The organism is Henriciella aquimarina (assembly GCF_002088975.1).
GTDB lineage: Bacteria > Pseudomonadota > Alphaproteobacteria > Caulobacterales > Hyphomonadaceae > Henriciella > Henriciella aquimarina.
Genome location: NZ_NCST01000132.1, coordinates 80,453 through 105,810 on the forward strand (window position 1 = coordinate 80,453; position 25,358 = coordinate 105,810).

A 25,358-nucleotide genomic window follows, 5' to 3' on the forward strand; every position below is an offset into this window, starting at 1 on the left:
GTCAGTCCATTCGTCAAAAACACAAACAAAAGGCGCGCCGGTCAGGGCGCGCCTCGTCTCTATAACAAAGTTATCGTGAGGTTCTAGCGTGCCATGCGGGCGATGCGCTGTACTTCCTCTTCGACTTTCCGTTCCACAATGGCCGGAAGGTTGGCGTCCAGCCACTCCTTGATCATCGGGCGGAGCATTTCCGTCATCAGGCCTTCCAGCGTGTTCGGGTTGTCGGTGTCCTCCGACTGCTTGACCATGAGCTTGCCAAGCGCGCTGGCGGCAGCGCCGGCGATGCGTTCGTCGGTGAGGCCTTCACTGGCGGCCTGGGTCGTTTCGGTCTTGCCTCTCAGCATGGCAGATTGTCCGGTGCTTGTGGGTTGCGGCTCTGGCTCGGCTTGCGGGGTGAAGGTCGGCTCGGGCTCTGGGATTGCTTCGGCCTGAGCTTCCGTCTCCGCCATTGAAGGTTCCCATTCGGCGGCGGGCTCGTCAAAGCTTTCCTGCGGCATATCCGCGGCAAGAACCGGCTCTTCCTCGTCCAGGTTCACGGCTTCCAGGTCGAAGTCCTCAAGTTCCTCGATGCCTTCATCGGCGTCGAAGGCCGTCGACGCTTCTGCTTCTGTGCCCTCATCGCTGGCAAGGTCGTCAAACATCGACTCATCGACATCGGAGAGAAGATCGTCGTCTTCGTCGGCCGCCCCGATCGGGTCGATTTCTTCCTGCGGATCGGAGGCAAGTTCCTCGACGCTGCCGCCGCTCTGCTCGATGACATCATCGAGCGAGAGATCCTCGAAATTTTCCTCGTCGGACACATTGACCGAAACAGACGGTTCCGCACGCGCTGCGGGCTTGCCCGAACCGCCGGCACCCTCGCCATCGTCGGCGATGATCTTGCGGATGGAGGCGAGGATTTCCTCCATGGTCGGTTCTGATTGCGCTTTTTCGGCCATTCCCAGCTCCCGAAGGTCTATGAGGTACCCCTCTAGGGGCTACATCGCGTCGGTTAATGAGGTGTTATGACGGATTCGAGCACCGAGTGCACATCCGTACTGCTATTCCCGAACGGAAAGCCCCAGACGCGCCGGTGTCAACTGCCCCATCGCGGCCAGCAGCTGATGCGCAGCGACATAGCGGTCGCGCTCGGCGGTGGCGAGCGCCAGGCGCGCTTCCAGCAGCTGCTGTTCCTGCTGCAACACATCGAGCGTCGTGCGCACACCGACAGAGAGTTCCTCCCGCGCGCCTTCATAAGCGATTTCGGCTGCGTCGACCTGACGCCGGGAGGCGGCAACAGACTGCTCTGCAGCCTCATGGCCATACCAGGCCTGGGCCGTCTGCGTGCGAATGATTCTCTGGAACTGGGCGATCTGCGTGCGCGCCCGGCTGAGCGCGAGCTTCGATTCCTGGAGCATCGAGGTCTTCGCACCGCCGGAATAGAGCGGAATGCGGGCCTGTGCCCCGGCGCTCATGCTCGTATCGGTCCAGCCTTCGGTATGATATTCCTGCAGGCCGGCCTGGCCGATAATGGAGACTTCCGGGCGCAGCGCGCCTTTCGCGACATCGACAGCCTCGCGGGCAGCCCGCTCTGCGTGCTGGGCGGCCTGCAGATCGGGATTGGACTCAAGCGCGATGGCGAGCGCTTCGTCAAACGTGTCGGGAAGGTCGGGCGCGGACGGCACGGGTGTCATGAGACCGGCTTCGAGCCCCGTCAGCTGGGCATAATTGGCAAGGCTGCCCTCCAGCCGGGCCTGCGCGGCAGCCAGTTGCGCGCGCCCGCCTTCAAGACGGGCTTCCGAGAGCGCCACATCGGTGCGCGTCACATCGCCAACGTCAAAGCGATCCTGCGATTCGGTGAGCTGACCTCTCAGCAGATCGATACTGTTTTCCCGGATGGAGATCACTTCACGGTCGCGGATGATGTCGACATAGGCCGTCACCGTGTCGAGCAGCAGCCGCTGGCCTGTACTGTCGAGCTGCGCATTCGCCGCCATCGCGCCGGCCCTGGCCTGGCGCACGCCGGCATCCAGCCGCCCGCCTGTATAAACCGGCAAGCGAGCTTCGAGCTGTGTCGAGGCCACGGGACGGTCGCCCAGATTGAAGGCGAAAGGCCGGTCGGAATCGATCGATTCGTAAACATAGCTGCCGAACAGATCGACCGTTGGGCGCCGGTTTGCGCGCGCCTGGTTGATACGCTCGCCGGCTATGGCCGCCGAATCGCGTTCCGCCTCCAAGGTGGGACTATTCTGCCAGGCCGCCAGCAAGGCATCGCGCAGCGTGTCTGCACCAGCAGGAAGCGGCATGGCCGCCGCCGCCAGACCCAGCACAGCCGTGACCAGATATCTGGACATCTTCCCTCATCCTTCTCACCTGCCGGTTTCTAACATGAAACCGCAAGTCAGTGAACAGCGTTCACTTCCTGACAGGCGTTCAAGATGGGGGCAGGCCGAGCCGCTGTCTAGAAGACAAAAGAGCGCTTCTTGTCGAAGCCGGGCAGCTTGGGTGGACAGGCATCGAAGGCGTCGCGATAGGAAACGATGTCACCGGACTTGGTATAGACGCGGCCGCGACCGAGATCGTGAGACACCGGAACCGGGACGCCGAGACGCCCGCCTTCGGCGAGCTGGTTGAACCAGGCTTCCGGGGCTTCCTCGATCATGCCGGTCACGAGAATGATGTCGAACGGGCCCTGATCCGGCAGGCCGGCCTTCAGGTCGCCATGGACAGCGACAGCGCGGTCGATGCCGAGCTTGCCGAAACGTGCCGTCATTTCGTCGACCAGCGTCTCGTCGTCTTCGAGCGCGATGACCGTCTCGACGAGTTTCGCCAGAAGTGCCGTCTCGTAACCGGCACCCGCGCCGATCACCAGCGCGATGTCGGACGGTTCCGGCTCCAGCGCCTTCAGCATCTTGCCGAGGTCGCGCGGCGTCCAGAGGGCGCGGCCCTCACTGGTCTCGATCTCATATTCGGCATAGGCGATGGACTGGTCCGGTTTCGGCACGAAAGCCTCACGCGGGGTGTGAAGGAAGGCCGAGACGATGCCCGTTTCGGTGACGTCATTCGTGCGGATCTGCGAATCCACCATGATCCGGCGCATCTTGTTGAAATCCATGGCCCCGTTCCTTTTCGCAGCTCTTCTGCCTTCGGTGATCCGCCAATATCTCAGGCCCCGCCCGCATGCAATGCGACCTATGTGCGAAAGGCCGCTTTATGCGATTGCAAGCGGTCCCGGCGGCTGCTATCTGTCCGCGTCGCTCTGATGAGGGCCCTGTGGCGGAGTGGTGACGCAGCGGATTGCAAATCCGTGTACCCCGGTTCGATTCCGGGCGGGGCCTCCAGACATTTCCCTTTCTGAAATTTTCTGTCCCGGCCAAGTCCCTGACATGCGGCAATTCTTTCAGGAAGCCCGCAAACTTCGGAAATGCGGTTTACCCGCCATTAACCAATCCCGCCGATACATACTCGTGTCTTCTTTGGAGACACCCACCATCACCCAACGCCTCGGCGGGAGTTCATCTCCCGCCGTTTTTTTGTCAGCTGCCTGCAAACGGGCGTTTGACACCGGCGTTTCGTTTGCTATTGGAGCCGTCTCGCAGGTGATCCGCGATAGCTCAGTTGGTAGAGCAGGCGACTGTTAATCGCCCGGTCGTAGGTTCGAGTCCTACTCGCGGAGCCAGCGAACTTCTCCATAGACATGATCGAAAGAGATAAGCCCGCCTCAGGGCTCGCAGGCGCGTACGCCCAGAACGGGGATGACGGTGCGCCAGCCTTCCGGCGTGGTGACGGTGAGCCGGCCCGATTCGACGCGCTGGCCGCCCTGCAGCTCATCGCCCGGCACAATGGTCAGCATGACCTGTTCTCCGCCTGGCGCGGCGAAGCCCTGTTCGGTCATGAACTCCCCAAAGATCACACCGCTATTGACCGTCTGGACGAGCTCGACGGTCTCTGCGCCGAGCTTCATGGTCGCCCGGCCCGTCTGGGACTTCTCGAAGAAGATGAACTGGGTCGCGTCCGTCTTGCTCCACAGGAACAGGCCGCACTCATTCGATTCGAGCTGCTGGGGGCCAAGCCCTGATTCGGGCACGACATTCACAGCCGGTATCAGCCCGGAGGCCGCCCCCTGCCCTTTGGCGGCTGGCTGACTCGCCGTTTGGCTTCCCGTCTCTTTCGATGTGGACGAACAGGCCGATACGGCCAGCAAGGAAAGGGAGACTGTCAGGATAAGGGCTCGTTTCATGGGGCACCGGCTCCGGCTGTCTGGCTGCTGCTGCGTTCATAGCTCCAGCGCCCATCCTCGCGCGCAAAACCGGCATTGGCTAGCAGCGTTTCGATATCGCTGTCGGACGTATCGGCCTCGACACTGATTTCGGCCTCTCCCTGCAAATGCGCGCGGCCATTGACGGAGACTGTGTCTCCATCCGGCCCGGCGCCCTGCATCACGAAACGGAAAGCGCCGTCTTCACAGGCCAGCGTGCCGGTCAGGTCCGAGAAGCTCCGGCCGAACTGGCGCGCGGCCAGAGACAGCGTGTCGGACCGGATCTCACCGCTGGCCGATGTGCAGCGAAAATCATCGATTCGCGCCGAGCCTCCCGACAGGCGAAACGTCCCTCTAATCGCGCGTAAGTCCGGCGACAGGCTTTCCAATGCAGAGACTTTCTGCTCCAGGCGGACATCCTCGGCCCGGTAAGTGCTCTCGCCGGCCAGGACGAGGGTCGCCGCGCCGCGACCGCCGGCCCCGCCCCATTGGACGTCGAGGGCTGGCTTGAAGGAGAGAAGCGACATAGGCGCCAGCGCAACGTCCACATCGCCGACCGGCTGATTGCGGAAATAGACGCCCATGACCCGGCCGTCCCACACCGTGCCTTCCGACTGCGTCCACTGCACGCCCATCGCATTGAGCGGCAGCCGGCTCAGCGCGAAGCCGAGCGGCACCTGCGACAGCGCGAAGCCCGCAAGGGCCAGCACGGCGATGAGGATTAGGACAAAGCGCATCATCCCGCCGTCTCCCCGGAAAGTTCGACCGTGGCGCGCACGCGCCCATCCTGGGCCTGGTCGAGGCTCATCCGCTCGATCCGTCCGCCCAGCCGGCCTTCGACCTGGGTCAGCCAGTAAAAGAACTGGCGCGCATCGGCGCCTTCGAAGACGAGCGCGAAACGGCCATCGTCATTGCCCTGCAGCCGCGAAATGGCGAGCCCGGAGGCCTGGGCGGCCTGAGTGACCGCCGCCTTGAACGCATCGGGTTTGAGCGCGGAGGCCGTCGAAACCGTCATGCCGGTCGTCGCCGGCGTGCGCGCCCGCTCAAGCGCGACCAGCCGCTCAAGACGGGCGAGTTGATCGGCCGCCGTCTGACGCGCCTGACGGGCCTCTGCGCGCGCATCCAGCGATGGTGTCACAATGCCATACCAGGCGACCAGCAGGGCCAGCAGACCGCCCGCCAGGGCGATCAAAAGCTTCTCGCGCAGTGACAGACCGCTCCACCAGCTGCTCATGAGCCCGCCTCCATTACGAACTCGCCAAGCACCCGGTTGCCGGACTGGCGGGCCTGGCCGAGCGAGACCGAAAGGCCGCTTTTTTCCAGGCGCTCGCCGATCGCGTCGGCTTCGGAATAGGAATCGAAGACGACCGTGGCCGTGAGCCGCCCGCCATCGGCGTCGTATCTCAGCGAGCGGACTTCCGCATTGGCCGTCGGCTGGACGGCTTCATAGAGCGCGGCCGACATGATGGTCGGGCGAACGGCCCCGACAGACCGGCTCTCCTTCTGCTGCAGACGCGTCAGCGCCGCGGGCAGATTGCCCTGCGCCTCCGGCACGGCCGTGTTCAGCAAATTGTTCGTGCGCATCCGCAGCGACTCGGTCTGTCCCTGAAGCGCCGAAGTCTCGAGCCAGACACTGCTAATCCATGTCACGGCTGCGACAGCCGCAAGCGCTGCCACTGGCCGCCAGCGGGAAAGCCCGCCTAGCTGCATGGGCTGACGCAGGCTGTAATCGCCCTGGCGCAAGGAAATACGCGCGCGTTCCGGCGCCTGCTCGTGCCAGCCGGCAAGCTGCACAAGCCAATCCTCACGCGAGCCAACAGCCGGACCTGCCGCAGTCATGCCCGCCAACCTTGCCAGCCGCTCGCCATGGACGGCATCGAGGCTGGCCGGCGCAAGTGAGGAGATCAGATCGTCCGGCGCATCCGCGTCCAGCGCAAAGGCGTCGTCGCCAGCGTTGAAGAGGATTTCCTGCGGCCCTTCCACGGCCATGTTTGCCTCTGGAAGACAGTCATGCGCGGCGATGATGTCGGCCTCCGGCAGCCCGGCCTCTTCGAGACAGCGCATCCATCGCTGCATGTCTGCGTGAGAGGCGACATGGATAGTGCGCCGCGTAGTCGAACCAACCGGGCCCAGTGCGACGTGCAGAGCCTCGACCGGTTCGGCGACATCCTCCTCAACCGCGAACTGCGCGACGCGCAGCGCCTCGGCCGGCTTGCGCGGTGGAATGGCAGCCTGATGCACCGCGACAGCCGTTCCCGGGGCAATGGCAACAGCCTCACGGACTTTTCCCGCATGGCCGGATGGACCGGTGTCGGCCGCGATCCAGCCGCCCTGTTCGCGCCAGGCAAAAAGCGGCGCATCACCGTCGAGCCCCGGAAGAAGGATGAAAAGCTCAGCCAAGATCTACCCTCGCCTTTCCAGCCGTAGCAATCTGGCCCGGCCGTTCGCCTCGATCGCATAGAGAAGCGCGACCGAGCGGCGTATTCCCCGATACTCGATCGCCGCATCGACGCCAATATGGCTGGATGCCACCGACAGCATGTCCATCCGGCGCAGATCGGGCGCGATCTCGGCAATGGCCGGCTCGGCGGCAAAGACTTCGAGACTTTCCCAGCCGCCGGGCGGGCGCTGGAAGATTACATCGCGGGCTGCCTCAACCCGAAGCGCCCCGGACATGGCCAGCGACAGGAGCGGTGCCTGCGCTTCGGTGAGCGTATTGATGTTGATGACCTGCGGCACACGCGACGGCATGGCGCAGACCAGCGGTTCGAGCGCAGCCAGAACGGACGGAGAATAGCCCCGCACAGCGCGAAGCTCCGAAAGGTTCTGCAGCGGCTGGCCGGAGGTGCGATAGGCTGGCTTTTCACTGCGATAAAAGCTGTCCTCAGCACCCCCCAGTTCCGGCGACTGGTCGGCGTCGATCCAGTCGGACAGCGTGGCGGCGACGGCTCTCTCGTCGATCCCGTCAATGTCGGCGAGGCGGACAAGCTCGGCATAGTCCTGGAGTGCGTCTGTTCCTGTACGGCCAGCCGGCGTCGGCGCGCCGAGCGCATTCACATTGAAGCAATTGCTGGCATCATGGCCACGCAGGGTGATCATGCCGGCCTCGATCGGAAATTCGAGCGGCTCTTCGAGCCTTGGCATGCCCGCATGGAGCCGGCCTTCCGTTGCGCCGACAAGATCACCGACAAGGCGTTCGCCAAACTCCGCCGATCCGGCCACGAACCAGCCGGCCTGCGTTGCGGCATCGAGCGTTTTCGCCCGCTCGGTGCTCGCCAGCACCGCCGACGAGAGTAGCACGCCGACTGCCGACATGGCTGCGACAATCATCAGCACGGTGACCAGGGCAACGCCTGCCTCATCTGTTCTCTCACCCGGCCTCATGACACATTGCTCCGGGCCGTGATTGTCAGAGCACGCCCATCCTTGAAGGTGATCTCGACATCTATTGCCTCAGGCAGGACATCGGCGGGCGGCACAGGGGTGCCCTCCCAATAGGCTGACCGTTCGCTGCCGCGCCAGAAACCGAGACGGACATCGGCGACATTTTCAAGCAGCACGCGCCGGACCATCGGCGTTGACGGTGCCGGGTCGGGCCGAAGCCAGGCTTCCCGAACAAGTTCGCCCTCATCGCTCAGCGTGTAGCGGACCGCCTGAAGATCGCTGCGCGGCGCCTGACCGGCTGGATTAAGCCAGCCGCTACGCACAAAGCTCATCAGGGCGTCGGTTCGATTGGTCTCTCCGCCGGCCAGTGTCTGCAGGCCCTGCCCGGACTCCGGCGGCGACCAGCCGCGCGCGGTCAGGGCCGCGAGGTCATTGCGGATGAAGGCCTGGGCGATGTCGATCTCACGAAGAGCGGCTTCCCGCTCGCGAACCTGCTTGCCTGCATCATTGGCGCGCAGCAGCAAACTGCCGCCGGCCACCGACACCATCGACAGGACAAGCAGCGCCACCAGCGTCTCGACCAGGGTGAACCCGGCTTCGGGTGTCTTCGCACGCTCCGTCATGACGCATCCGCTTTGAGTGTCACGAGTCGGGCAAGTGTCTGGTCCTTGTCCGCCAGCTGGACCCTTACTTCCAGGCGCAACAGACCGTCCTGCCCAGTCGGCGCGGTCACCATCATCCAGTCATAGATGCGCCCCATCTGCTCTTCCGTGCCGGCTGTCTGCCCGATCACGGCAGGCTCCGGGTCGGCCATGGCGCGCGCCAGGACATTCTCTGCTGTCGTGCGCGCAAACAGATGCGTCTCCAGACGCGCAGTATGCTGCACCGCGCCCGAGGAGAGCTGCATCAGCGGCACCGCCGCCAGTGACAGGATGCCAAGCGCGGCGACCGTCTCGACAAGGCTGAAGCCCTGATCGTCCTTATGCTGGCGCTTATCCCGCATCGGTTTCCACCACCTTCCCGTCCGGCGTCAGGCTCAATGTCCGCGTCGCCTCATCCCCGATGATCTCGAACCGGGCCGCCCGCATCTCCCCTAACGGGTTGATCACAAGCATCGCCTGCTTCTCGCGCAGACGGCGCGGGCCGGCTTCGGCGGACCGAATCTCGACATGCATGCCGTCAGGCAGGGACAAAGGCGCGAGCGCCATGGGCTGCCAGGTCTCGCCCGTCCATTGCAGCGCTTCGAGCCCTCTCTCACCGGCCTGCAAAGCGACCACCTCGCCGGTCAGGAGGCTGCGATCCGACAGGGTCTGGACCATCATTCGGACCTTGCGCACAGCCCTGTCACCAGAGGAGTCGCGCGCCGGCAGCGTCATCACGGCAAAGCCGGCGACGAGCGCCATGATGAAGACGACTAGCAGGACCTCGACCAGAGTCATGCCGCTCTGGCGGCTGGAGGCGGGGGGCGCGAACGTCAATCAGAGGTCCCAGACGCTGAGATCGGCATTCTCGTCTTCGCCGCCTGGCTGGCCATCGGCGCCGAGCGAAAGCAGGTCGAATGGCCGCGACGGATCTTCGGCGGGTTTGCGATAAACAAAAGGCCGCTTCCAGCCATCGAGCGGGACCTTGTTGATGTAGCCGCCCTTGCGATAGCTGCCATTGCCTTCCGCCCCGGCCGGGCGCTCGGTCAGGGCATCGAGCCCCTGCTCCGTGGTCGGATAATCATACATGTCGAGGCTGTACTGCTGCAGCGCGCCGTTCAGCGAAGAGAGCTGGGCGCGCGTCGTCTCGACCTGGGCGCCGCTGCGCGCCCCCATGACATTGACCATGACGACGGTCGACAGAAGGCCGATGATGAAGATCACGACCATGATCTCGGTCAGCGTGAAGCCGGCTTCACTGGTCGGGGCGGGTTTTGGCTTTCGGGTCATCTTGTCTCTCCTCCTAGCCGATGGCGAGTGTGTTGATCTGAAGGATGGGCAGCATGATCGCGAGCACGATGAGCGCGACGATGCTGGCCAGGAAAACGATCATCAGGGGTTCGAGCAGGCCAAGCGCGACCGTTGAGGCATTGTCGAACTCGTCCTCGAGATAATTCGCCGCGCGCTCCATCATGCCGGCAAGGTCCCCGCCGCGCTCGCCGCTGGCGACCATGTGGAGCAGCATGGGCGGAAACACCGTCTCGGCCCGCATGGCACGCGCGAGTGAAGCGCCCTCTTCCACCCGGCGGCGGACATTGGTGACCGCTTTCCTGAAGACGGCATTGGACATGGAATTGCGCGCCGCCGCCAGGCATTCCGGCACCGGCGCGCCGCTCGCCGACAGGGTCGCGAACGTCCGCGCAAAGGCAGCCGCCGCCACACCGCGCGCGAGCTTGCCGATCACCGGCAGCGACAGGATCACCCGGTCGCGCGCTTCGGCCATGGCCGGGCGGCGGAAGAGTCGGCGCAGGGCCCAGCCCGCCGCAATCAGGACGAGCAGCAGGACGAGCCCCCACTGGCGAAGGAAGCCGGATACCGCGATCACCACCTCGGTCAGCCAGGGCAGCTCCTCGCCCAGCGTGTCGAACTGCTCGACAATGGCAGGCACGACGAAAATCATGAGCAGCGTGACGACGACCAGCGCGATGACGCTCAATACGATTGGATAGATCAGCGCCGACATGATCTTGTTGCGGATCTTGCGCGCCTTCTCGAGGTGATTGGCGAGCCGGTCCATCACCTCATCCAGCCGTCCGGACGACTGCCCGGCGGAGATCACAGCGCGATAGAAAGGCGGGAAGGCTTTCGGCGCGCTGTTCAGTGCTTCCGGCACGGAAAAGCCGTCCGTGATGGAGGAGCGCACGCCCATGAAGACCTTGCGGGTCGCAGGCTTCTCGGCTTCGGCGGCGACCGATCCGATGGCCTCCTCGACCGGCGTGCCGGATTTGACGAGCAGAGCGAGCTGGCGCGTGGCGACGACCAGGTCTGCGCCTGACAGCTTCTGGTCATGCCCGCTGACGGCGCTCGCCGAGCGGCCCTTGCGGCTCTCGCTGACATCAAGCGGCGAGAGCTGGCGCAAGCGCAGTTCCCTGCGGGCCGCCCTTGGGGAATCGGCGGTGATCACACCGGAGGTGCGCTTCCCGTCGGTCCCGATCGCCTGATAGTCATAGACGGCCATGCTCAGCCCTCTTCCTTGCGGCAGACGCGGAGCACTTCCTCGACACTGGTCTGGCCCGCCACGACATAGCGCCGGGCATTGCGGAAAAGCGTGTCATGGTCGCGGAAGGCGTGGGCTTCCAGATCGTCGTCGGAGACATCGTCGCGGATGAGCTGGCGCACCTCCTGGTCGACCAGCAGCAGCTCGTAAACGCCGAGCCGGCCTTCATAGCCGGTCTGCGAACACGCCATGCAGCCGCGCGGGCGATAGAAGTCGTGGGCCTCCTCCAGTGGCACACCGAACATCGCCTTTTCGTCCTCGGTCGCCTCGTGAGCGACCTTGCAGTGGTCGCAAAGCTTGCGGACCAGACGCTGGGCCAGGACGGCGCGCATGGTCGCGGCGATCACATAGGGCTCAATACCCATGTCGCGCAGGCGTTGGATCGCTCCGGCGGCGCTGTTGGTGTGTACCGTGGAGAGCACGGGCCGGCCGGTCGAGGCGAACTCGAAGGCGACCTTGGCGGTTTCGAGGTCTCGGATCTCGCCGACCATGACAACATCCGGATCGTGGCGCAGGATGGCGCGCAGCGTCGCCGCAAAGGTGAGGCCGACCTTGTGGTGCATCTGCGTCTGGCTGATGCCTTCGAGGCCGTACTCGATCGGGTCTTCCAGCGTCATCACATTGCGCTGGCCATTGTTCAGCACCGACAGCGCCGAATAGAGCGTCGTCGTCTTGCCAGAGCCGGTTGGCCCGGTGACCAGCGTAATGCCGTTAGGCTGGGCCAGCACGGCACGCACACGCTCCAGCGTATCCTCGTCCATGCCAAGCTCGTTGAGCCCCAGAAGTGCATTGCGCGTATCCAGCAGGCGCATGGTCACCCGCTCGCCATAGCGCGACGGCAGCGTCGAGACGCGCACATCGATGGAGCGCCCGCCAATCGACAGTGAGATGCGGCCATCCTGCGGAATGCGCTTCTCGGCAATATCGAGCCGCGCCATCACCTTCACGCGGCTGGTCAGCGGAGCGGCCAGGCGCCGCGACGGGGTCAGCACTTCCTGCAACACCCCGTCGATGCGGTAGCGCACGGAGAGATTGTCCTCATGCGGCTCGATATGAATGTCAGACGCGCGCCGTTTGACGGCTTCATAGATGAGCCCGTTGATCAGTCGCACGACCGGCGCATCATCGTCGCCGTCCAGCAGGTCGGCCGTCTGCGGAATGTCGTCGATCAGCGAGAGAAGATCGTCCTGTCCTTCCATCGCCGCTTCAGTATCGCCGCCATCGACCGCGCTGCGGGCATAGGATTCCGAGAGCTCGCGCTCGAACTGTGCGGCATCCAGATGTTCATAGCGCAGCGGGCGGCCAAGTGCGCGGCGCGCCTCGACGATGGCGCGCGGATCGGCCCCGGCGCGCACACCGAGCCTGACACCGCCGTCTTCTTCCCCCATGACGACAAGGCCCTTGTCGCGGGCAAAGGCGTAGGTCAGCGTCCTCTGGGCTTGCAGAGCCGTCATCGACTGCCTCCCGCCACATTCGTCATGACACCGAGAACACGCATGCCTATTGCCCCCCTGGCGTGCTGCTCAGCACTTCGCCAAGGAACTGGCCCAGGGAGACGTCCACATCGTCGCCGCGCAGCAATTCCTGCGCGCGGATGTAATTGTAGCTGCGGGCCGTCACGCGAGAGGCGCTTTCGCGGTCACGCACAATGGTCGGCTTGATGAAGACCATGAGATTGGTTCGCGTATGGCCCTTGCCTTCCGAGCGGAACAGGTTGCCGGCCACCGGAATATCGCCCAGCAGCGGCACCTTGGAATTCACCGTCGATTCCGTCTGCTCGATCAGGCCACCCAGCACGATGATCTCGCCATCGTCGGCCAGCACGCTGGTCGAGATGTTGCGCGTATTGAGGATAAGGTCGGGCGAGACACTGCCCACCTGGCCAAACACGCTGGAGACTTCCTGGAAGATGTCGAGCCGGACCGTGTTGTCGGAGGAAATGCGTGGGGTGACTTCCAGCTTCACACCGACATCCTCGCGCTGGACAGTCCGGAAGGGGTTGCTGTTGGCATCGCCCAGAACCTCGCCCGACGTCAGCGGGACGTTCTGGCCGACGAGCAGCGAGGAGGTGCCATTATCAAGCGTCATGTTGAACGGCTTGGAGAGCACGCGCGAATTGGTGTCCTCCTCCACCGCATTCAGGATGGCGCCGAACAGCGTGTCGCCGTCCTGACCCGCAATCCCAAGCAGCGTTCCGTTGGAGCCGAGCAAAGAGCTCACCGCCGCATTCTTGAAGGGATTGTTGCTGCCATTGTCGGAATCGCCATCGCTGAAGACATCCGGGTTCAGGATTGCGCCGGCCAGGGCGAGCAGATTCGGCGCCGAGCGCGAGAAACTGGTGCTGGCAAAAGGCGTCGAGGAATCTCCCGTGCCCGAGAGAAGGAACTGGACGCCAAGCTCGCGGGCGGTGTCATCCGACATCTCCACGATAATCGCCTCGACGAGCACCTGCGCGCGGCGCCGGTCGAGCGCGTCGACCACCCGCTCCATGGCGAGCAGCGTGTCCGGAGCCGCGCTGATGATCAGCGAATTGGTTTCCGGATGGTGGGCAATCGTGGCCTGCACGGCCCCGTTTTCGGCGGGCCCGCGTTGTTCGGCCATGGTGGCGGCGATCTTCTCCAGAACCGGAACGATCTCTTCGGCCTTGGAATTGTTGAGCTGGATCACACGCAGATTGTCCCGCGTCGGCTCGGCCTGATCGAGCTTCGAGGCGACCTGCAGAGCCCGTTCGACGATCGTGCCGTCACCGCGCACAACGATGGAGTTGCTGGTCGGCGACGAGGACACCTCGAAATTCGGTACCGGCTCGCCGTTCCGCGTGCCAAGCAGGCCTCTCAGAATGTCGGCCATTTCCTTCGAGGGCACGCTTTTCAGCGCCAGCGTCTCCACGCTGGTGCGGTCATCCTTGTCGAGCTCGGAGACAATGTCGCGGATACGCGGCATGTTCGAGGCATAGTCGACCACCACGACGGAATTGGAGCGCGCATTGGCCACGACCTGTCCCTGGGCATCGACGATCGGCTTGATCATTTGCGCGGCATCGGCGGCATCGAACGTGTCGAACTGGAAGACCTGTGTGATGAAGGCGTTCGGACCGGCACCGCCCGTCGCCTCCCCTACGGCCAGCTGTTCCGGCACGATGCGGTAGACGCCCTTGCCCGCCGGGATCGCAGTAAAGCCATTTACCCGCAGTGTCGACAGGAAGACCTGGAAAACCTCATCGGTCGTCATCGGCGCCTGCGAGAGCACCGTCACACGGGTCCGCGCGACATCCGGATGCAGGATGAAGGTGTAGCCGGTGATGATGGACACGTCATCGATCAGCGCCGTGATCTCGACATCGTCCAGGCTCAGCACGTGACGTGACGCCTGCGGCGACTGCATCTCGGCATGAACCGCCGGTGCGGCCAGTGCGATCGTCGCGATTGCTGTGAGCAGTGTTTTCATGAGCCCCTCACCCTTCCTTGAAACTTATATCGATCAGACGTTCCTGCCCGGCGCGGACGATGCTCACACGCACCGTGCGCGCCGTCCTGAACCGGTCCAGCAAGGCGGCTGTCTCCAGACCAGCCACGTCTGTCCCATTGATGGCAACGAGCCGGTCGCCCGGCTCCAGACCGCCCGCGCGCATCAGCGAGGCATCGCCGCGCGGCTTAAGGGCGATCGCGCGCACGCGCCCGCCCTGTTCTTCTGGTGTGGTTTCGAGCCCGGCCACGAAGGTCGTCGCGGTCACACCCGGCGCAAAGGACGGGACCTCTTCATCCTTGACCTCACGGGTCTCGCCCTGCGCCTCGGAGGGGTCGCTAATGACGGACAGGCCGGCCTCGCGCCCGCCGCGCATCAGGGTTTCCTCGCGCCCCTCCCGCGAAATGATCACCCGGTCCGACAGGATGCGTTCTAACCGCACGCCCGGCAGGATCTCGTCTCCCAGCTCGAAGCGCGTCGCTTCATTGTCCGGCGTCACGATGGTGGCCGAGCCACCCGTTTCGCCCGTCGACATGAAGAGAGCGACGAGTTTCAGGTTCAGCTGGGTCTCCGGGGCATCCGGCACGGCATCGACCGCCTCGCCCGAGGTTTCGAACGGATTGGCCGAAGTCAGAAGGCTGAGATCCGCCTGAACACTGGCCGCAGACGCCTCGATCACGGGCGTCGGCAGCGCGCGCGGCGTCAGCGGCGACACAGCCGGGCCCGGCGCCACGATAAGCCATATGATGCGCGCCGCCAGGAAGGCCGTCACCAGAACGAGCAAGACAAGCAGGCTCACCCGCGCCACTCCGGCAAGGCCGGGCGCCCACACTGGCATCGAAAGTCTACTTTTCAACAGCGTCATTTTTTTATCGTTTTGAGGGGGCGGATTGCTCCGCCCCCATCCTTTTTTCCTTCCGGGCCATGGCGGCCCTTTTCAGCAAGTGCGGCTCGCCTGCCTCCTAGAAGCGCCGCTTCAACTCGAACGAAACAGCCGTTCCGATGTCGTAGACATCGACATCGATCCGGTCGCCGCCGCGTTCCTGATAAGCCTCGTATTCGTCACCCAGCAGGTTCTTCAGCTTGAAGGTGAATTCGTAATCGCCACCGCGATAGCCAAAGCGCTGGTTCAGAACGAAGTCGACGGTCGTCGGCGGCTCCTCGATCACGGCGGGGATGCCGAGCGACAATTCTTCGCCGGACCTGATCCGCTCGCTGGCGTGATTGATGAGGATGTTCGCCTCCCGCCCGGCTGCTTCATCGGTATAGACGAGCTGAAGGTTGAACAGATGCTGAGACTGGCCCTGCAGGCGGCGGCCATCCTCGATCTGGCCGGCGCCCGGCAGCAGGTTCGGCGTCGCCGTCGTGCCCACGAGCGCACTCGTGATCACACATTCGTCCGGGAACTGGGCACAGAAAGCATCCGAGCCGAGCCCAAGGTCTCTCGGGTTCCGGCCGGCCGTAACCTCGGAATCGGACCAGGTGTAGTTCGCCTTCACCGTGACGTCGCGGTCCTGGAACCAGTCGAGCCCGAACATCGAATAGATCGGCAGGACCTGCTCATATTCGAGCTCGGCCCCGTAAAGCTCAGCACTCGGAACATTGATGAAGGTGGTGATGTCATCATCACCGATCCGGTCGTTCACTTCCTCGATCGGGCGGTCCATCTCCTTGTAGAAGATGCCAAGCGTGATGAACTGGTCGCGGGCGAAATAGTATTCGCCGCGCAGGTCATAGTTTTTGATGGCCGCATTCACCAGGAACGGGTTACCCTGGAAGGTCACGTCCGTTTCGGTGTTGAGGAACTCGGTCGGGGCCAGTTCGCGGAATTGCGGCCGCGTGATGGTCTCGGAGAAACCACCCCGGATCTGGAGATCGTCAAACGGGTTCCAGGTGATCGTAACGGCCGGAAGCAGGTCGTACTCGTAATCGCAGCCCTCGCCCGGCTCATTGTCGATACAGGACTCGTAAGGCGGAGAATTGTCTTCGACCGACAGAAGCCGCGTATCGATTGCCTCGATTGCCCGCTCATAACGGACACCGACAGCGCCGCGCAGGAACGGCGTGATCTGGGTGTCGAACCCGGCATAGCCGGCATCGACTTCCAGCGTGGCGACATACTGCTCAGGGAAGAGCCGCCCGCCGATGGACTGGGAATCCAGCAGCCCACGCGCATAGAGATCGGCGGCGAGATAGTCGATCCGTGTGCTGGAAATCGGAAGGCCGTCGAGCGAGAAGATGCGCGAGGTCGCGAGGCGGTCATTCTCGGTATAGGCATAACCGGCTTTCAGGTCCGTCTGGCAGAACAGGAAGCAGTCTCCGCCACGCTCCAGAGGCAGTTCGAGATCAATCCCGAGGTCGGTCGAGTCATCGTCGATGGTGCTGAAGGTGAAGGTCGTGTCTTCATCGTTCGACAGGGTCTGGAAGCCTTCGCCCGTATCCTGATAGGTGATCGAGAACTGATACGGCGCATTGCGCTGCGCCTCCGAATAGGAGGCCCGCCAGGAAACGCTCAGATCCATCAGTGACGGGAAGAAGTGCTCGCCGGAAAGTTGCGTCGTCCAGAGCTGGCGCTCGATCCATTCGAGATTGTCCTGGCGCTGCAGGTTGCCTTCGATGCTGACACCCTGCGTGGTGCGCGCCTCCTTGTCGGTGGACCGCGTGATCAGCGCGGTGCCGCGGATCTCGTGATTGGAGAACAGGTCGAAGCCGACGGTCGCGAAGCCGTTGACGCCGATATTGTTCTCCGTGGAATTGAAATCATTGTCGGTCCGCACCGAAAGCCCGCCATCGGCGGCAGAGTTCGCCAGCCCGCGCGTACCCTGTTTCGTCGCCCAGGAATTGGAATAGGACGCAGAGGCCAGCACACCCATGGAGATGTCATTGCTCAGGTCATAGCGCTGGCCACCGGTCGCATCGATGGAGAAGTCGGGCCCGACCGTGCCTTCCTGCATGATCAGCAGGGAGGAGTCGTTCGTCAGGCTTCGGGCGAAATCGGCATCGGGCTCGCCATCCTCCGGCAGGCGCGGCGGGGTGCGCACATTGTCGGAAACGCCGAGAAAATCGAGGTCGCCACCATCATAAAGCAGGCCGTCCTGGAAAGTCGCTTCGGAATTGCCACCGACAGAGGCCGACACTTCGAAGAAGGCTTCGTCCGGCACCGTCTTGGTGCGGATATCGACAAGACCGCCACCGAATTCCGCCGGCAGTTCCGGCGAGAAGGTTTTCTGGACCAGAATGCTTTCCAGAACAGATGTCGGGAAAAGATCGAGCGGCGCGACCCGGCGGAGCGGCTCGGGGCTCGGCAGCGGGGAGCCGTTCAGCGTCGCGCCGGAATAGCGCTCGTTCAGGCCGCGAACATATACGAAGCGGGCATCTTCCGAGGTCGAGATCCCGGCCACCCGCGAAAGCGCGGAAGCGGCGTCCGCATCCCCGGAGATCTGGAAGTCATTAGCGTCGATGAGGCTCGAGACCTCCGATGTCGAACGCTTTTCGTCCGGAATGAACTGGCCGCGCACGACCACGCTTTCCTGGCGAAGCTCTTCGCCCTGATCGTCAGAAGATTCCTGGGCGGTTACGGGCGAAAGGCAGGCCAGCGATGCGCCCGTCAGCAACGCCAAGCGAAAATAGGTGGCAGGTTTCAACATGATTTCCCCCTGGGAGGAGAGGAGTCACCTCCTCTGCAATGTCTGTAAAAGATGAAGCAGAGCGACCCCGTTCGGGACCGCTCTGCTCTGAACTGTCAGCGGTCCTTAGTTGCTCGTGGCGTCTCCGGAGAGATCGACCGTCCAGCCAAGGAACCAGTCATCGTTGGCGTCCTCGACAGCGCCGACATAGGTGGTCGCTTCGAGCTCGCCCGTGCTGGAGACGTCGAAGACCGGAATGTCTTCGGATGCCCCCGGGACGACCCCGGTCGCACCATCGACGAAGGAGAAGCCGGTCAGGCTGTTCGTGCCGGTGACAATGTTGGCACCTGCCGGGAAGTCCGGCACACCAAGGCTCGCATCGCTCGGATTGTCGCCGTCGTCCTCGAAGTTCTGGGTATTATCCAGGAACAGCGAGGCGATAACGAAATCGCCATTGTCATAGTTCGTGAAGGTCTCATCGGTGTCGACATCGAGGCCAACCGACCAGTCAACGATGATGCCGTTGGCAATCGTGCCGGACATGCCGCGGCGGAACAGGGCGCCCTGCTGGGTTGCCGGCTCACCCGAATTGATCAGGGTGAAGTTCGAGACGCTCGGCGCGGACACAGGCGTCTTCGACGGTGCGCCTTCGCGGTTGTCAGCTTCGATGCCGCGCGGATCGCCCGACATGCTGCCATTCGTGCCCTGAACGCCCGGATAGGCGATCGCATATTGCAGCGAGCCTCTCCAGCCATCGGTCCAGTCGATGCTGTCGTCACCGACGCCCGTCACGACCACGTGATCGGCCGAAACCGTGCCGCCGAACCATTCGATGCCGTCATCGAGATTGTTGGCGACCTGGATGTGGCTGACTTCCGTGCCGGAGCCGACGCCCTGGAAGGCGATGCCGTTTAGCTCGTCATCATTGGTGAGCCGGATGCCGGCATACTGGACGCGCGTATAGAGCAGACGGCCGCTATTATCGGTGTCGTCACCCCCGCCAAAGAGGCCGGAAGCGCCCTCACCCTGCTTCTCGCAGTCAACCGTGCCGCCCGTGGCACTGCCATCGATACAGGCATTGATGCCGGCGCGGCCATTGATGACCAGACCGCCCCATTGGCCCTTCAGGCTGTCGGTTGCCGTGGTGCTGCCGTCGACGACACCCTTGGAGGTGAAGACGACGGGCGCATTGGCCGTCCCGTTGGTCACAAGACGCGACCCGCGGGCCACGATGAGGTAATCGTCGTCGCCTTCGGCAACAACGGTCACACCCGGCTCGATGGTCAGGGTCGCAGAGGCCCCGCCGGCCAGCGGGTTCGCCGGATCGGCGCCGAGGTCGGACCCGACGACAACCGTGCCATCAAGCTCGTAGATCAGCTCGTCGCCATTCGCGAGCGTGAGATCGTCCTGAAGCTCGCCGCCCGGAACCAGGCAGAGCGTCTTGCCGTCAAGCGTGCCGTCCTCGGTCGTACCGTCCGGGCACCCCGCCGGCGGGAAGAGCGTGCCCGGCTGGGCAAAGAGCGCCCAGTTCGCGGAGACGGTTTCAGACGGGCCGAACGCGCCGATATAGGTCGTTGCTTCGAGCTCACCGGCGCCCGAAACGTCAAAGACCGGGACATCAAGCTCTTCCTGCCCCGGGAAGTAACGGTCGCTCAGCGAGTTGTTGCCCGCGACGATGTCGTTGCTGGCAGCGACGCTGGACAGGTTGTTGTCGATATCGTCCTGATCGTCGGCGAAGGTCTGATCGGCATCGATGAAAAGCGAAGCCACCGTCAGGTCCGTGCCGAGCCCGGCATAGGTTTCGTCACCGTCGATATCGAGACCCGGCGTATAGCCACCGGCCACGATACCGTTGACGACGAGGCCCTGCATGCCCCGGCGAAGCAGGATGCCCTGCTGGTTGCCGTCGGAGCCGATGAGCGTGAAGTTGGACACGTTCGGCGAGGAAACCGGCATGGCCGTCGGGTTGCCTTCGCGGCTGTCGGCCTCGATGCCACGCGGATCGCCCGAAGTCGGGACATCGGAATTCACAACAGCGAATTGCAGGCTGCCCTGCCAGCCATCCGTCCAGTCGAGCGAGTCGTCGCCAGCACCGGTGATCACGACGTATTTCGCGCTGACCGTGCCGCCGAACCACTCGATGCCATCATCAAGGTTGTTGTGAACCTGGACGTGATCGACATTGGTGGCCGAGCCGACACCCTGGAAGGCGATGCCGTTCAGCTCGTCATCCGTGGTCAGACGGGCGCCAGCATATTCAACACTCAAATAGCTGATCGAGCCTGAGTTGTCGCCGGCATCGCCGCCACCGAAGAGACCGGAGGCGCCTTCACCCTGCTTTTCACAGTCGGCCGTACCGCCCGTGGCGCTACCGTCGATACAGGCATTGATCGGGGCGTAACCATTGATGATCAGGCCGCCCCACTGGGCCTGCGTGCCGTTCTCGATGATCGAGGAGTTGGTGTTGTCATCGTTGATGGCTGCGCGCGCGGTCATCCGGACCGGGGCGCTTTCGCTGCCGTTCACCTGGATCTGCGAACCGCGATTGATGACGAGATAGTCGTCAGAGCCGTCGCCGGTGCCGTCGGCTGCCGCCCCGTACAGGACCGCGCCTTCGTTCAGGGTCAGCGTTGCCGACGTGCCGTCATCTTCACCAACGAACACTGCGCCGCGGATGGCGACGGTTACACCGGCCGGAATTGTCACATCGGTGGTCAGGATCGTCTGATCGGCGCCTTCATCCCCCAGCGCACACACGTCGACGCTCGAAAAGCCTTCGGACGCAATCGCGTCGAACGTGGCCTCGGCGGTGCCGGTCGGGCAGCCGGCCGACGGAATCAGGTCGATCGTCGAGGAAGCCGGCGGTGGCGGCGGTGGCGGCGGCGGTGGCGGTGAACTCGGCGGGCTTCCTGCGCCCGGGGAGGAAATGTCTGTGTCGGAACAGCCAACGATTGCAAGTGCTGCAGCGCTGGCGAGGAAAACGAGACGCAGGCTTTTCGCCGTCTTCATAATAGCCCCCTTCGGCTTTTTGATACATCGCAAGAGCGGAAATCGAACGCCGACTCCCTGGCTCGCCGGGGCTATCGCACAGCCGCTTAACAGTATTGCGACATCACAAAACCTTCACAATGCTTGTCATAAATATGTAATATTTGTTTTCGAAGTGTCGTGATGGATCGACCGAAGTTTACATGACACTATACAGAATTCATCGTAATCATTTGATAGTAATCATATGCCGAAGTTGCCCTATTCTCCGTTAGCGGAGCGAGGGCGTGCCCCAAGGAGGGTGCGCCAAAATTATCCGGTAAAAACAGCCACCTCAGGCATGGACGCGGCAGGAAAGCCACACTTCATCCAGATTGAAAAGAATCTTGGATAAATCACTATCATTAAACGAAGAAAGCCGCCCGCGGGGGCAAATCCCGGCACAGGCGGCTTGATACGGAAGACGTTCAGCCTGCGCAGGCTCCTAAAGCGGGCTAGCTGCCTGCCTCCACAGTGCCGACGCCCTTCAGGGCAGCCTTCATGGAAATCATCATCAGCTCGCCTTCTCTCGAGAAAAAGAACGTCGAGCCGTCCGCGCTGACACCGGCGCCAAAGTCGATGCCGGGCGTATTGACGGGCGCGCCGAGGTTCTGCGGCATTTGCCATATGCCGGCTTCATCGCGCGTCGCCGTCCAGATATCGACGATGCCGAGCTTCGGCTTGCGGTGGCTATAGAAGAAGATCCGCTGACCGTCCGGCGTTACGGCAATATGGGCCTCGGCCCTGATATGATTGAAGCCCTCGGGCATCATGGAGATGGTCCACTCACCCGTCTCTTCATCCAGGGTGGCTTCAAAAATGTCATGCCCGCCGACACTGTCATAGCCATTGGAGGTGAAATAGAGACGGCCCTCCTTGTCCATGGCCGGGTTAAGCTCATCGGCGCCGGTATTGATCGCTTCCGGCAGAGGTTCGGGCGTGCCCCAGCCATCGCCATCGACGGCCACACGCCAGATATTGGCGTCTCTCTGACCGCGGTCGAACACCTCCTCATCGGAGGCATAATAGAGCATGCCATCCGCAAAGCTGAAGGATGGATTGGTAAGCTTGATGCGGTGCGGGAAATCGAGCTTTTCCGGCGCGCTCCAGCCACCATCGCCTTGCTTGCGCATTTCGAACAGGTTCGTGATATCGCCGTCTTCCTTGGCGAAGACGCGCACCGCCCCATCGGGCGACTCTGTCAGGCCATAAGCCCGCGTGAAGGCTGTCGGGGCCTCGGCGTCAGGCAGGACGGGTGTCGGCTCATCGGGCGGCGCAACCGCCTGCGAGCAAGCCGAAAGAACACATACCGAAAGGGCCAGCGCTCCAAGTTTCATCACAAACCTCCCAGAACCACGACAATCGGCGGGGTCTTACAGGTCTGTGATGACGGTTTTCTAACACCCACTGCAGTGGGTGTTGTTCGTCCGCACAAAAACCGTCCGGCGGCTGCGGGGAAACCCGGCCACCGGACGACTCATTCGATAGAAGATGCGTTCTAGTGCTGGGCGGCCTTGTTGACCGAGCCGAGCGCGATGCCGGTCATGTGGGCGTCGCCGCCCTCGGTCTCTTCCTTGCACTCGCGCAACTTGTCTGCATCGCTATCAAGCCCGAGACGTTCGGCAAACGCCACCACACAGCCATAACCGGCCATACCATAGTGCGCCATGCGCTGGTACTGGGTGATGATCATGGCGTCGCGGACATCATCGTCACCGAAATCTGCATCGAGAACGTGGGCCTTCACTTCCTTCACGAGGCCTTCCATACCCTTGCAGAATTCTGCGGTCGGCTTGGCATCGTGGGATTTGACGATATTGCCGACAACCTCAATGCCCTGCTCGATGCCTTTCACGCCGCTGCCGAGCGCCTCTTTGAGTTCGCTCGATTTGGCGACATCCTGAAGCTTGCGCGTGGCATCAAGGGCCTGACGATTGGCGCTGTAGATGTCCTGCAACTGGTCGATATAAACGTCTTTCAATGACGACAAAGCCATTCTGGCCTCCTTGCTTAATGATCTGCCAGATCAATGCCTGGCCCCGCGGTTCTGTTCCCGGATCCATCGCGTCGCGGCCTCTGTTTTGAGACACATCAAGGAACCCTCCCGCATGTTTGACAATTGCACTGTGACGGGAGGACAGGATCCGGACCCATGCCCAGGCGCAACAAGGATACGCTCGACACATACCGGCAGAAGCGGGACTTTTCGACCAGCCCCGAGCCGGATGGGAAGGCCAGCAAGAAGGCGAAGACCTCTTCCGGCAAGGAGACGCTCGCCTATGCCATCCAGAAACATGACGCCACGCGGCTTCATTATGACCTGCGGCTTGAGCTCGACGGCGTCCTGAAAAGCTGGGCAATCACCAAGGGCCCAAGTCTGAACCCCTCCGACAAGCGCCTGGCCGTGCGCACCGAAGACCACCCGCTGGACTATGGCGGCTTTGAAGGCGTGATCCCCGAAGGCTATGGCGCCGGGACCGTCATGCTGTGGGACCGCGGCGGATGGGTGCCCCACGGCGATCCGCATAAGGGTCTGGAAGAAGGCGTGCTGAAATTCGAGCTGAAGGGCGAGCGCCTGAAAGGCGGCTGGGCGCTCATTCGCATGAAGACAGATGACAGCAAGGAGAACTGGCTACTCGTCAAGGAACGCGATGAGCATGCCGACGAGGAGAGAGATCCCCGCACGGCCTGGCAGGCCAGCGTCGTTTCCGGCAGGGATTTCGAGGAAATTGCCGAGGCGGCAGACGCGGGCGATACTGCCCGCCAGACAGGGGCCAGCAAGGCGAAGGCCGTGAAAGACAAGCCATCACACAAGCATACCTCAGAGGCAGCAGACGAAGCCGCCATCCTCGGTGTGCGCATCACCCATCCCGACCGCGTCGTCTACGACGAACAGGGCGCAACCAAGCGCGAGATCGCGGCCTATTATGCCGAACTGGCGCCGCGCATGCTGCCCCATATCAAGGACCGGCCAGTGAGCCTGGTGCGCTGCCCCTCTGGCGCAGGCGGGAAATGTTTCTTCCAGAAGCATCACACCGACTCCATCCCCGAGGCGATCGGCGAAACTCAGATAAAGGAGAAGGATGGCGAGACGGCAAGCTATCTCCTTCTGAACTCCCCAGAAGCGCTTGTCTCTGCCGCGCAGATCGGCGCGCTCGAACTGCATATCTGGGGCGCGCGCACCGACAAGCTGGAACGCCCCGACCGGCTCGTCATCGACCTCGATCCGGATGAGGGCATGGCCTTCTCCAAGGTGAAGGAGGCGGCTGTCGAGATCCGCGATGTATTGGAGAAAGCGGGCCTGAAATCCTTCGCCCTGCTTACAGGCGGCAAGGGTATCCATGTGGTCGCACCGCTCGAGCGCCGGCGCGACTGGGACGAGGTCAAGCAGGCCGCACGCGGGCTCGCCAGAAGCCTCGCCGATGCCGATCCCGAGACTTATGTGGCCGAAGCCTCCAAGGCAAAGCGCAAGGGCCGGATCTTCATCGACTGGCTGCGCAATGAGCGTGGCTCGACAGCGATATGCCCTTACTCCCTGAGGGCGCGCCCGGGCGCGCCGGTCGCAACGCCTGTGCGCTGGGACGAACTTTCAGGCATCGACAGCGCGGCGCAATATACGCTGTCGAACATCCGCCAGCGCCTCTCCAGCCTCAAATCGCCCCCGTGGGAAGGGTATGACGACACCCGGCAGTCGATCACGAGCGACTTGCTTGAGCGCTTCAGGGCGCAGGACTGACAACGGAAAGTGGTGCCGGCTGAGGGACTCGAACCCCCGACCCCCTGATTACAAATCAGGTGCTCTACCAGCTGAGCTAAGCCGGCCGACTCCTGCCCTTTAAGCTGACGGCGGTGTGAGGGCAAGATTCCTTTGTAAGATCATGTGTCAGCCACAATTGAACTGGTTTACGGCACCTTTTTGCCGCTGCTGCGTTGTTCATTCAGTGTTGCAAGAAGGAGCACTGACATGAAACGGATTATTCTCGCGACCACGGCTGCTCTCGCTTTCGCTTCCGCGCCGGCTCTGGCAGACGAGGCGCGCACCCCGCCGCCGAGCGAACCCTATTATGCCCCGCCGCAGACAGGCTGCGAAACGCTGGACCTGAAAGTCTATTTCGAGCCGGGCACGGCCGAGCTGACCACCTTTTCCCGCGATGTCATCCGTGAAGCGCGCGAGCAATTGTCCGGCTGCGCCGTCGTGAAGCTGGATGCGACGGCCAAGGCCTCGGATGCCAAGACCAAGTCCGAGAAACTGTCGCTTGCCGAAGCCCGCCGTGTGACGGTCATGAAAGAGCTACAGGCCCACGGCATCCGCTCGCCCGAAACGGCCACCAAGAGCGATGTTTCGGCTGAAGCCTCCGACAGCGTAATGACACGCAATGTCGATGTGGTGCTCGAGGCCGAACCGGCCATGGTCGGCTAAT

The 25,358-nt window shown here is 63.1% G+C and carries 22 protein-coding genes and 3 tRNA genes; 4 read left to right on the forward strand and 21 right to left on the reverse strand.

The features are described 5' to 3' along the window. Positions 1–83: 83 nt before the first annotated feature. The 3 genes from B8784_RS22125 to B8784_RS20810 all read right to left on the reverse strand — a co-directional run bounded on the left by B8784_RS22125 (position 84) and on the right by B8784_RS20810 (position 3,094). The gene (locus tag B8784_RS22125; RefSeq protein ID WP_084399990.1) at positions 84–938 is read right to left on the reverse strand and encodes a DUF2497 domain-containing protein; all 855 of its coding nucleotides are present in this window, start codon (positions 936–938) and stop codon (positions 84–86) included. 102 nt (positions 939–1,040) lie between these two features. Further along, positions 1,041–2,333, reverse strand: coding sequence for a TolC family outer membrane protein (locus B8784_RS20805; protein WP_084399991.1), 1,293 nt, complete (start codon positions 2,331–2,333; stop codon positions 1,041–1,043). Between the two features lie 107 nt (positions 2,334–2,440). Continuing rightward, the gene (locus tag B8784_RS20810) at positions 2,441–3,094 is read right to left on the reverse strand and encodes a protein-L-isoaspartate O-methyltransferase family protein (protein ID WP_084399992.1); all 654 of its coding nucleotides are present in this window, start codon (positions 3,092–3,094) and stop codon (positions 2,441–2,443) included. A 152-nt stretch (positions 3,095–3,246) separates the two neighbouring features. Between B8784_RS20810 and B8784_RS20815 the strand changes: the two genes are divergently transcribed. Then, a tRNA-Cys gene (locus B8784_RS20815) sits at positions 3,247–3,320 on the forward strand. Positions 3,321–3,582: 262 nt separating this feature from the next. Beyond that, positions 3,583–3,658 (forward strand) — tRNA-Asn (locus tag B8784_RS20820). Positions 3,659–3,700: 42 nt separating this feature from the next. On the opposite strand, the gene B8784_RS20825 is transcribed toward B8784_RS20820, so the two are convergent. The 17 genes from B8784_RS20825 to B8784_RS20905 all read right to left on the reverse strand — a co-directional run bounded on the left by B8784_RS20825 (position 3,701) and on the right by B8784_RS20905 (position 22,933). Continuing rightward, on the reverse strand, positions 3,701–4,219 hold the full coding sequence (locus tag B8784_RS20825; RefSeq protein ID WP_084399993.1) for a hypothetical protein: 519 nt from the start codon (positions 4,217–4,219) through the stop codon (positions 3,701–3,703). Continuing rightward, positions 4,216–4,977: a type II secretion system protein N gene (gene gspN / locus B8784_RS20830; protein WP_084399994.1), complete on the reverse strand. Its 762-nt coding sequence runs from the start codon at positions 4,975–4,977 to the stop codon at positions 4,216–4,218. Before gspN ends, B8784_RS20825 begins: the two co-directional genes overlap by 4 nt. Then, on the reverse strand, positions 4,974–5,471 hold the full coding sequence (gspM, locus tag B8784_RS20835; protein WP_084399995.1) for a type II secretion system protein GspM: 498 nt from the start codon (positions 5,469–5,471) through the stop codon (positions 4,974–4,976). The genes gspN and gspM overlap by 4 nt, the downstream gene beginning before the upstream one ends. After that, the gene (gene gspL / locus B8784_RS20840; RefSeq protein WP_084399996.1) at positions 5,468–6,637 is read right to left on the reverse strand and encodes a type II secretion system protein GspL; all 1,170 of its coding nucleotides are present in this window, start codon (positions 6,635–6,637) and stop codon (positions 5,468–5,470) included. Before gspL ends, gspM begins: the two co-directional genes overlap by 4 nt. 3 nt (positions 6,638–6,640) lie before the next feature. Beyond that, positions 6,641–7,621 (reverse strand): type II secretion system minor pseudopilin GspK, encoded by a 981-nt coding sequence (gene gspK / locus B8784_RS20845; RefSeq protein ID WP_084399997.1) that lies wholly within the window; start codon positions 7,619–7,621, stop codon positions 6,641–6,643. Beyond that, positions 7,618–8,244 carry a type II secretion system minor pseudopilin GspJ gene (gspJ, locus tag B8784_RS20850; protein ID WP_084399998.1) on the reverse strand — a complete coding sequence of 209 codons (627 nt, stop codon included), beginning with the start codon at positions 8,242–8,244 and terminating at the stop codon, positions 7,618–7,620. Before gspJ ends, gspK begins: the two co-directional genes overlap by 4 nt. Next, positions 8,241–8,624, reverse strand: coding sequence for a type II secretion system minor pseudopilin GspI (gene gspI, locus B8784_RS20855; RefSeq protein ID WP_084399999.1), 384 nt, complete (start codon positions 8,622–8,624; stop codon positions 8,241–8,243). Before gspI ends, gspJ begins: the two co-directional genes overlap by 4 nt. Beyond that, positions 8,614–9,099, reverse strand: a complete 486-nt coding sequence (locus B8784_RS20860; RefSeq protein ID WP_143435666.1) for a prepilin-type N-terminal cleavage/methylation domain-containing protein — start codon at positions 9,097–9,099, stop codon at positions 8,614–8,616. The genes gspI and B8784_RS20860 overlap by 11 nt, the downstream gene beginning before the upstream one ends. Next, entirely contained in the window at positions 9,100–9,552 is a 453-nt protein-coding gene (gene gspG / locus B8784_RS20865) for a type II secretion system major pseudopilin GspG (protein WP_084400001.1), read from the reverse strand. It lies immediately after the preceding gene. A 13-nt stretch (positions 9,553–9,565) separates the two neighbouring features. Then, entirely contained in the window at positions 9,566–10,780 is a 1,215-nt protein-coding gene (gspF, locus tag B8784_RS20870) for a type II secretion system inner membrane protein GspF (RefSeq protein WP_084400002.1), read from the reverse strand. A gap of 2 nt (positions 10,781–10,782) precedes the next feature. Further along, positions 10,783–12,273 carry a type II secretion system ATPase GspE gene (gspE, locus tag B8784_RS20875; protein ID WP_084400003.1) on the reverse strand — a complete coding sequence of 497 codons (1,491 nt, stop codon included), beginning with the start codon at positions 12,271–12,273 and terminating at the stop codon, positions 10,783–10,785. A gap of 46 nt (positions 12,274–12,319) precedes the next feature. Further along, complete coding sequence (gene gspD, locus B8784_RS20880) at positions 12,320–14,266, reverse strand: type II secretion system secretin GspD (protein WP_084400004.1); 1,947 nt, start codon at positions 14,264–14,266, stop codon at positions 12,320–12,322. A gap of 7 nt (positions 14,267–14,273) precedes the next feature. Further along, positions 14,274–15,083, reverse strand: a complete 810-nt coding sequence (locus B8784_RS20885; protein WP_158085777.1) for a type II secretion system protein N — start codon at positions 15,081–15,083, stop codon at positions 14,274–14,276. A 163-nt stretch (positions 15,084–15,246) separates the two neighbouring features. Beyond that, entirely contained in the window at positions 15,247–17,931 is a 2,685-nt protein-coding gene (locus tag B8784_RS20890; protein ID WP_084400006.1) for a TonB-dependent receptor domain-containing protein, read from the reverse strand. A 105-nt stretch (positions 17,932–18,036) separates the two neighbouring features. Then, the gene (locus B8784_RS20895; RefSeq protein WP_084400007.1) at positions 18,037–20,919 is read right to left on the reverse strand and encodes a hypothetical protein; all 2,883 of its coding nucleotides are present in this window, start codon (positions 20,917–20,919) and stop codon (positions 18,037–18,039) included. A 473-nt stretch (positions 20,920–21,392) separates the two neighbouring features. Continuing rightward, positions 21,393–22,274, reverse strand: coding sequence for a glycoside hydrolase (locus tag B8784_RS20900; protein ID WP_084400008.1), 882 nt, complete (start codon positions 22,272–22,274; stop codon positions 21,393–21,395). A 161-nt stretch (positions 22,275–22,435) separates the two neighbouring features. After that, positions 22,436–22,933: a ferritin-like domain-containing protein gene (locus B8784_RS20905; protein ID WP_084400009.1), complete on the reverse strand. Its 498-nt coding sequence runs from the start codon at positions 22,931–22,933 to the stop codon at positions 22,436–22,438. A 156-nt stretch (positions 22,934–23,089) separates the two neighbouring features. Here B8784_RS20905 and ligD point away from each other — a divergent pair, with 156 nt between their 5' ends. After that, the gene (ligD, locus tag B8784_RS20910; protein WP_084400010.1) at positions 23,090–24,673 is read left to right on the forward strand and encodes a non-homologous end-joining DNA ligase; all 1,584 of its coding nucleotides are present in this window, start codon (positions 23,090–23,092) and stop codon (positions 24,671–24,673) included. Positions 24,674–24,683: 10 nt separating this feature from the next. Here ligD and B8784_RS20915 read toward each other — a convergent pair. Beyond that, a tRNA-Thr gene (locus tag B8784_RS20915) sits at positions 24,684–24,759 on the reverse strand. 142 nt (positions 24,760–24,901) lie between these two features. Between B8784_RS20915 and B8784_RS20920 the strand changes: the two genes are divergently transcribed. Beyond that, positions 24,902–25,357 (forward strand): hypothetical protein, encoded by a 456-nt coding sequence (locus B8784_RS20920; RefSeq protein WP_084400011.1) that lies wholly within the window; start codon positions 24,902–24,904, stop codon positions 25,355–25,357. Position 25,358 lies beyond the last annotated feature (1 nt).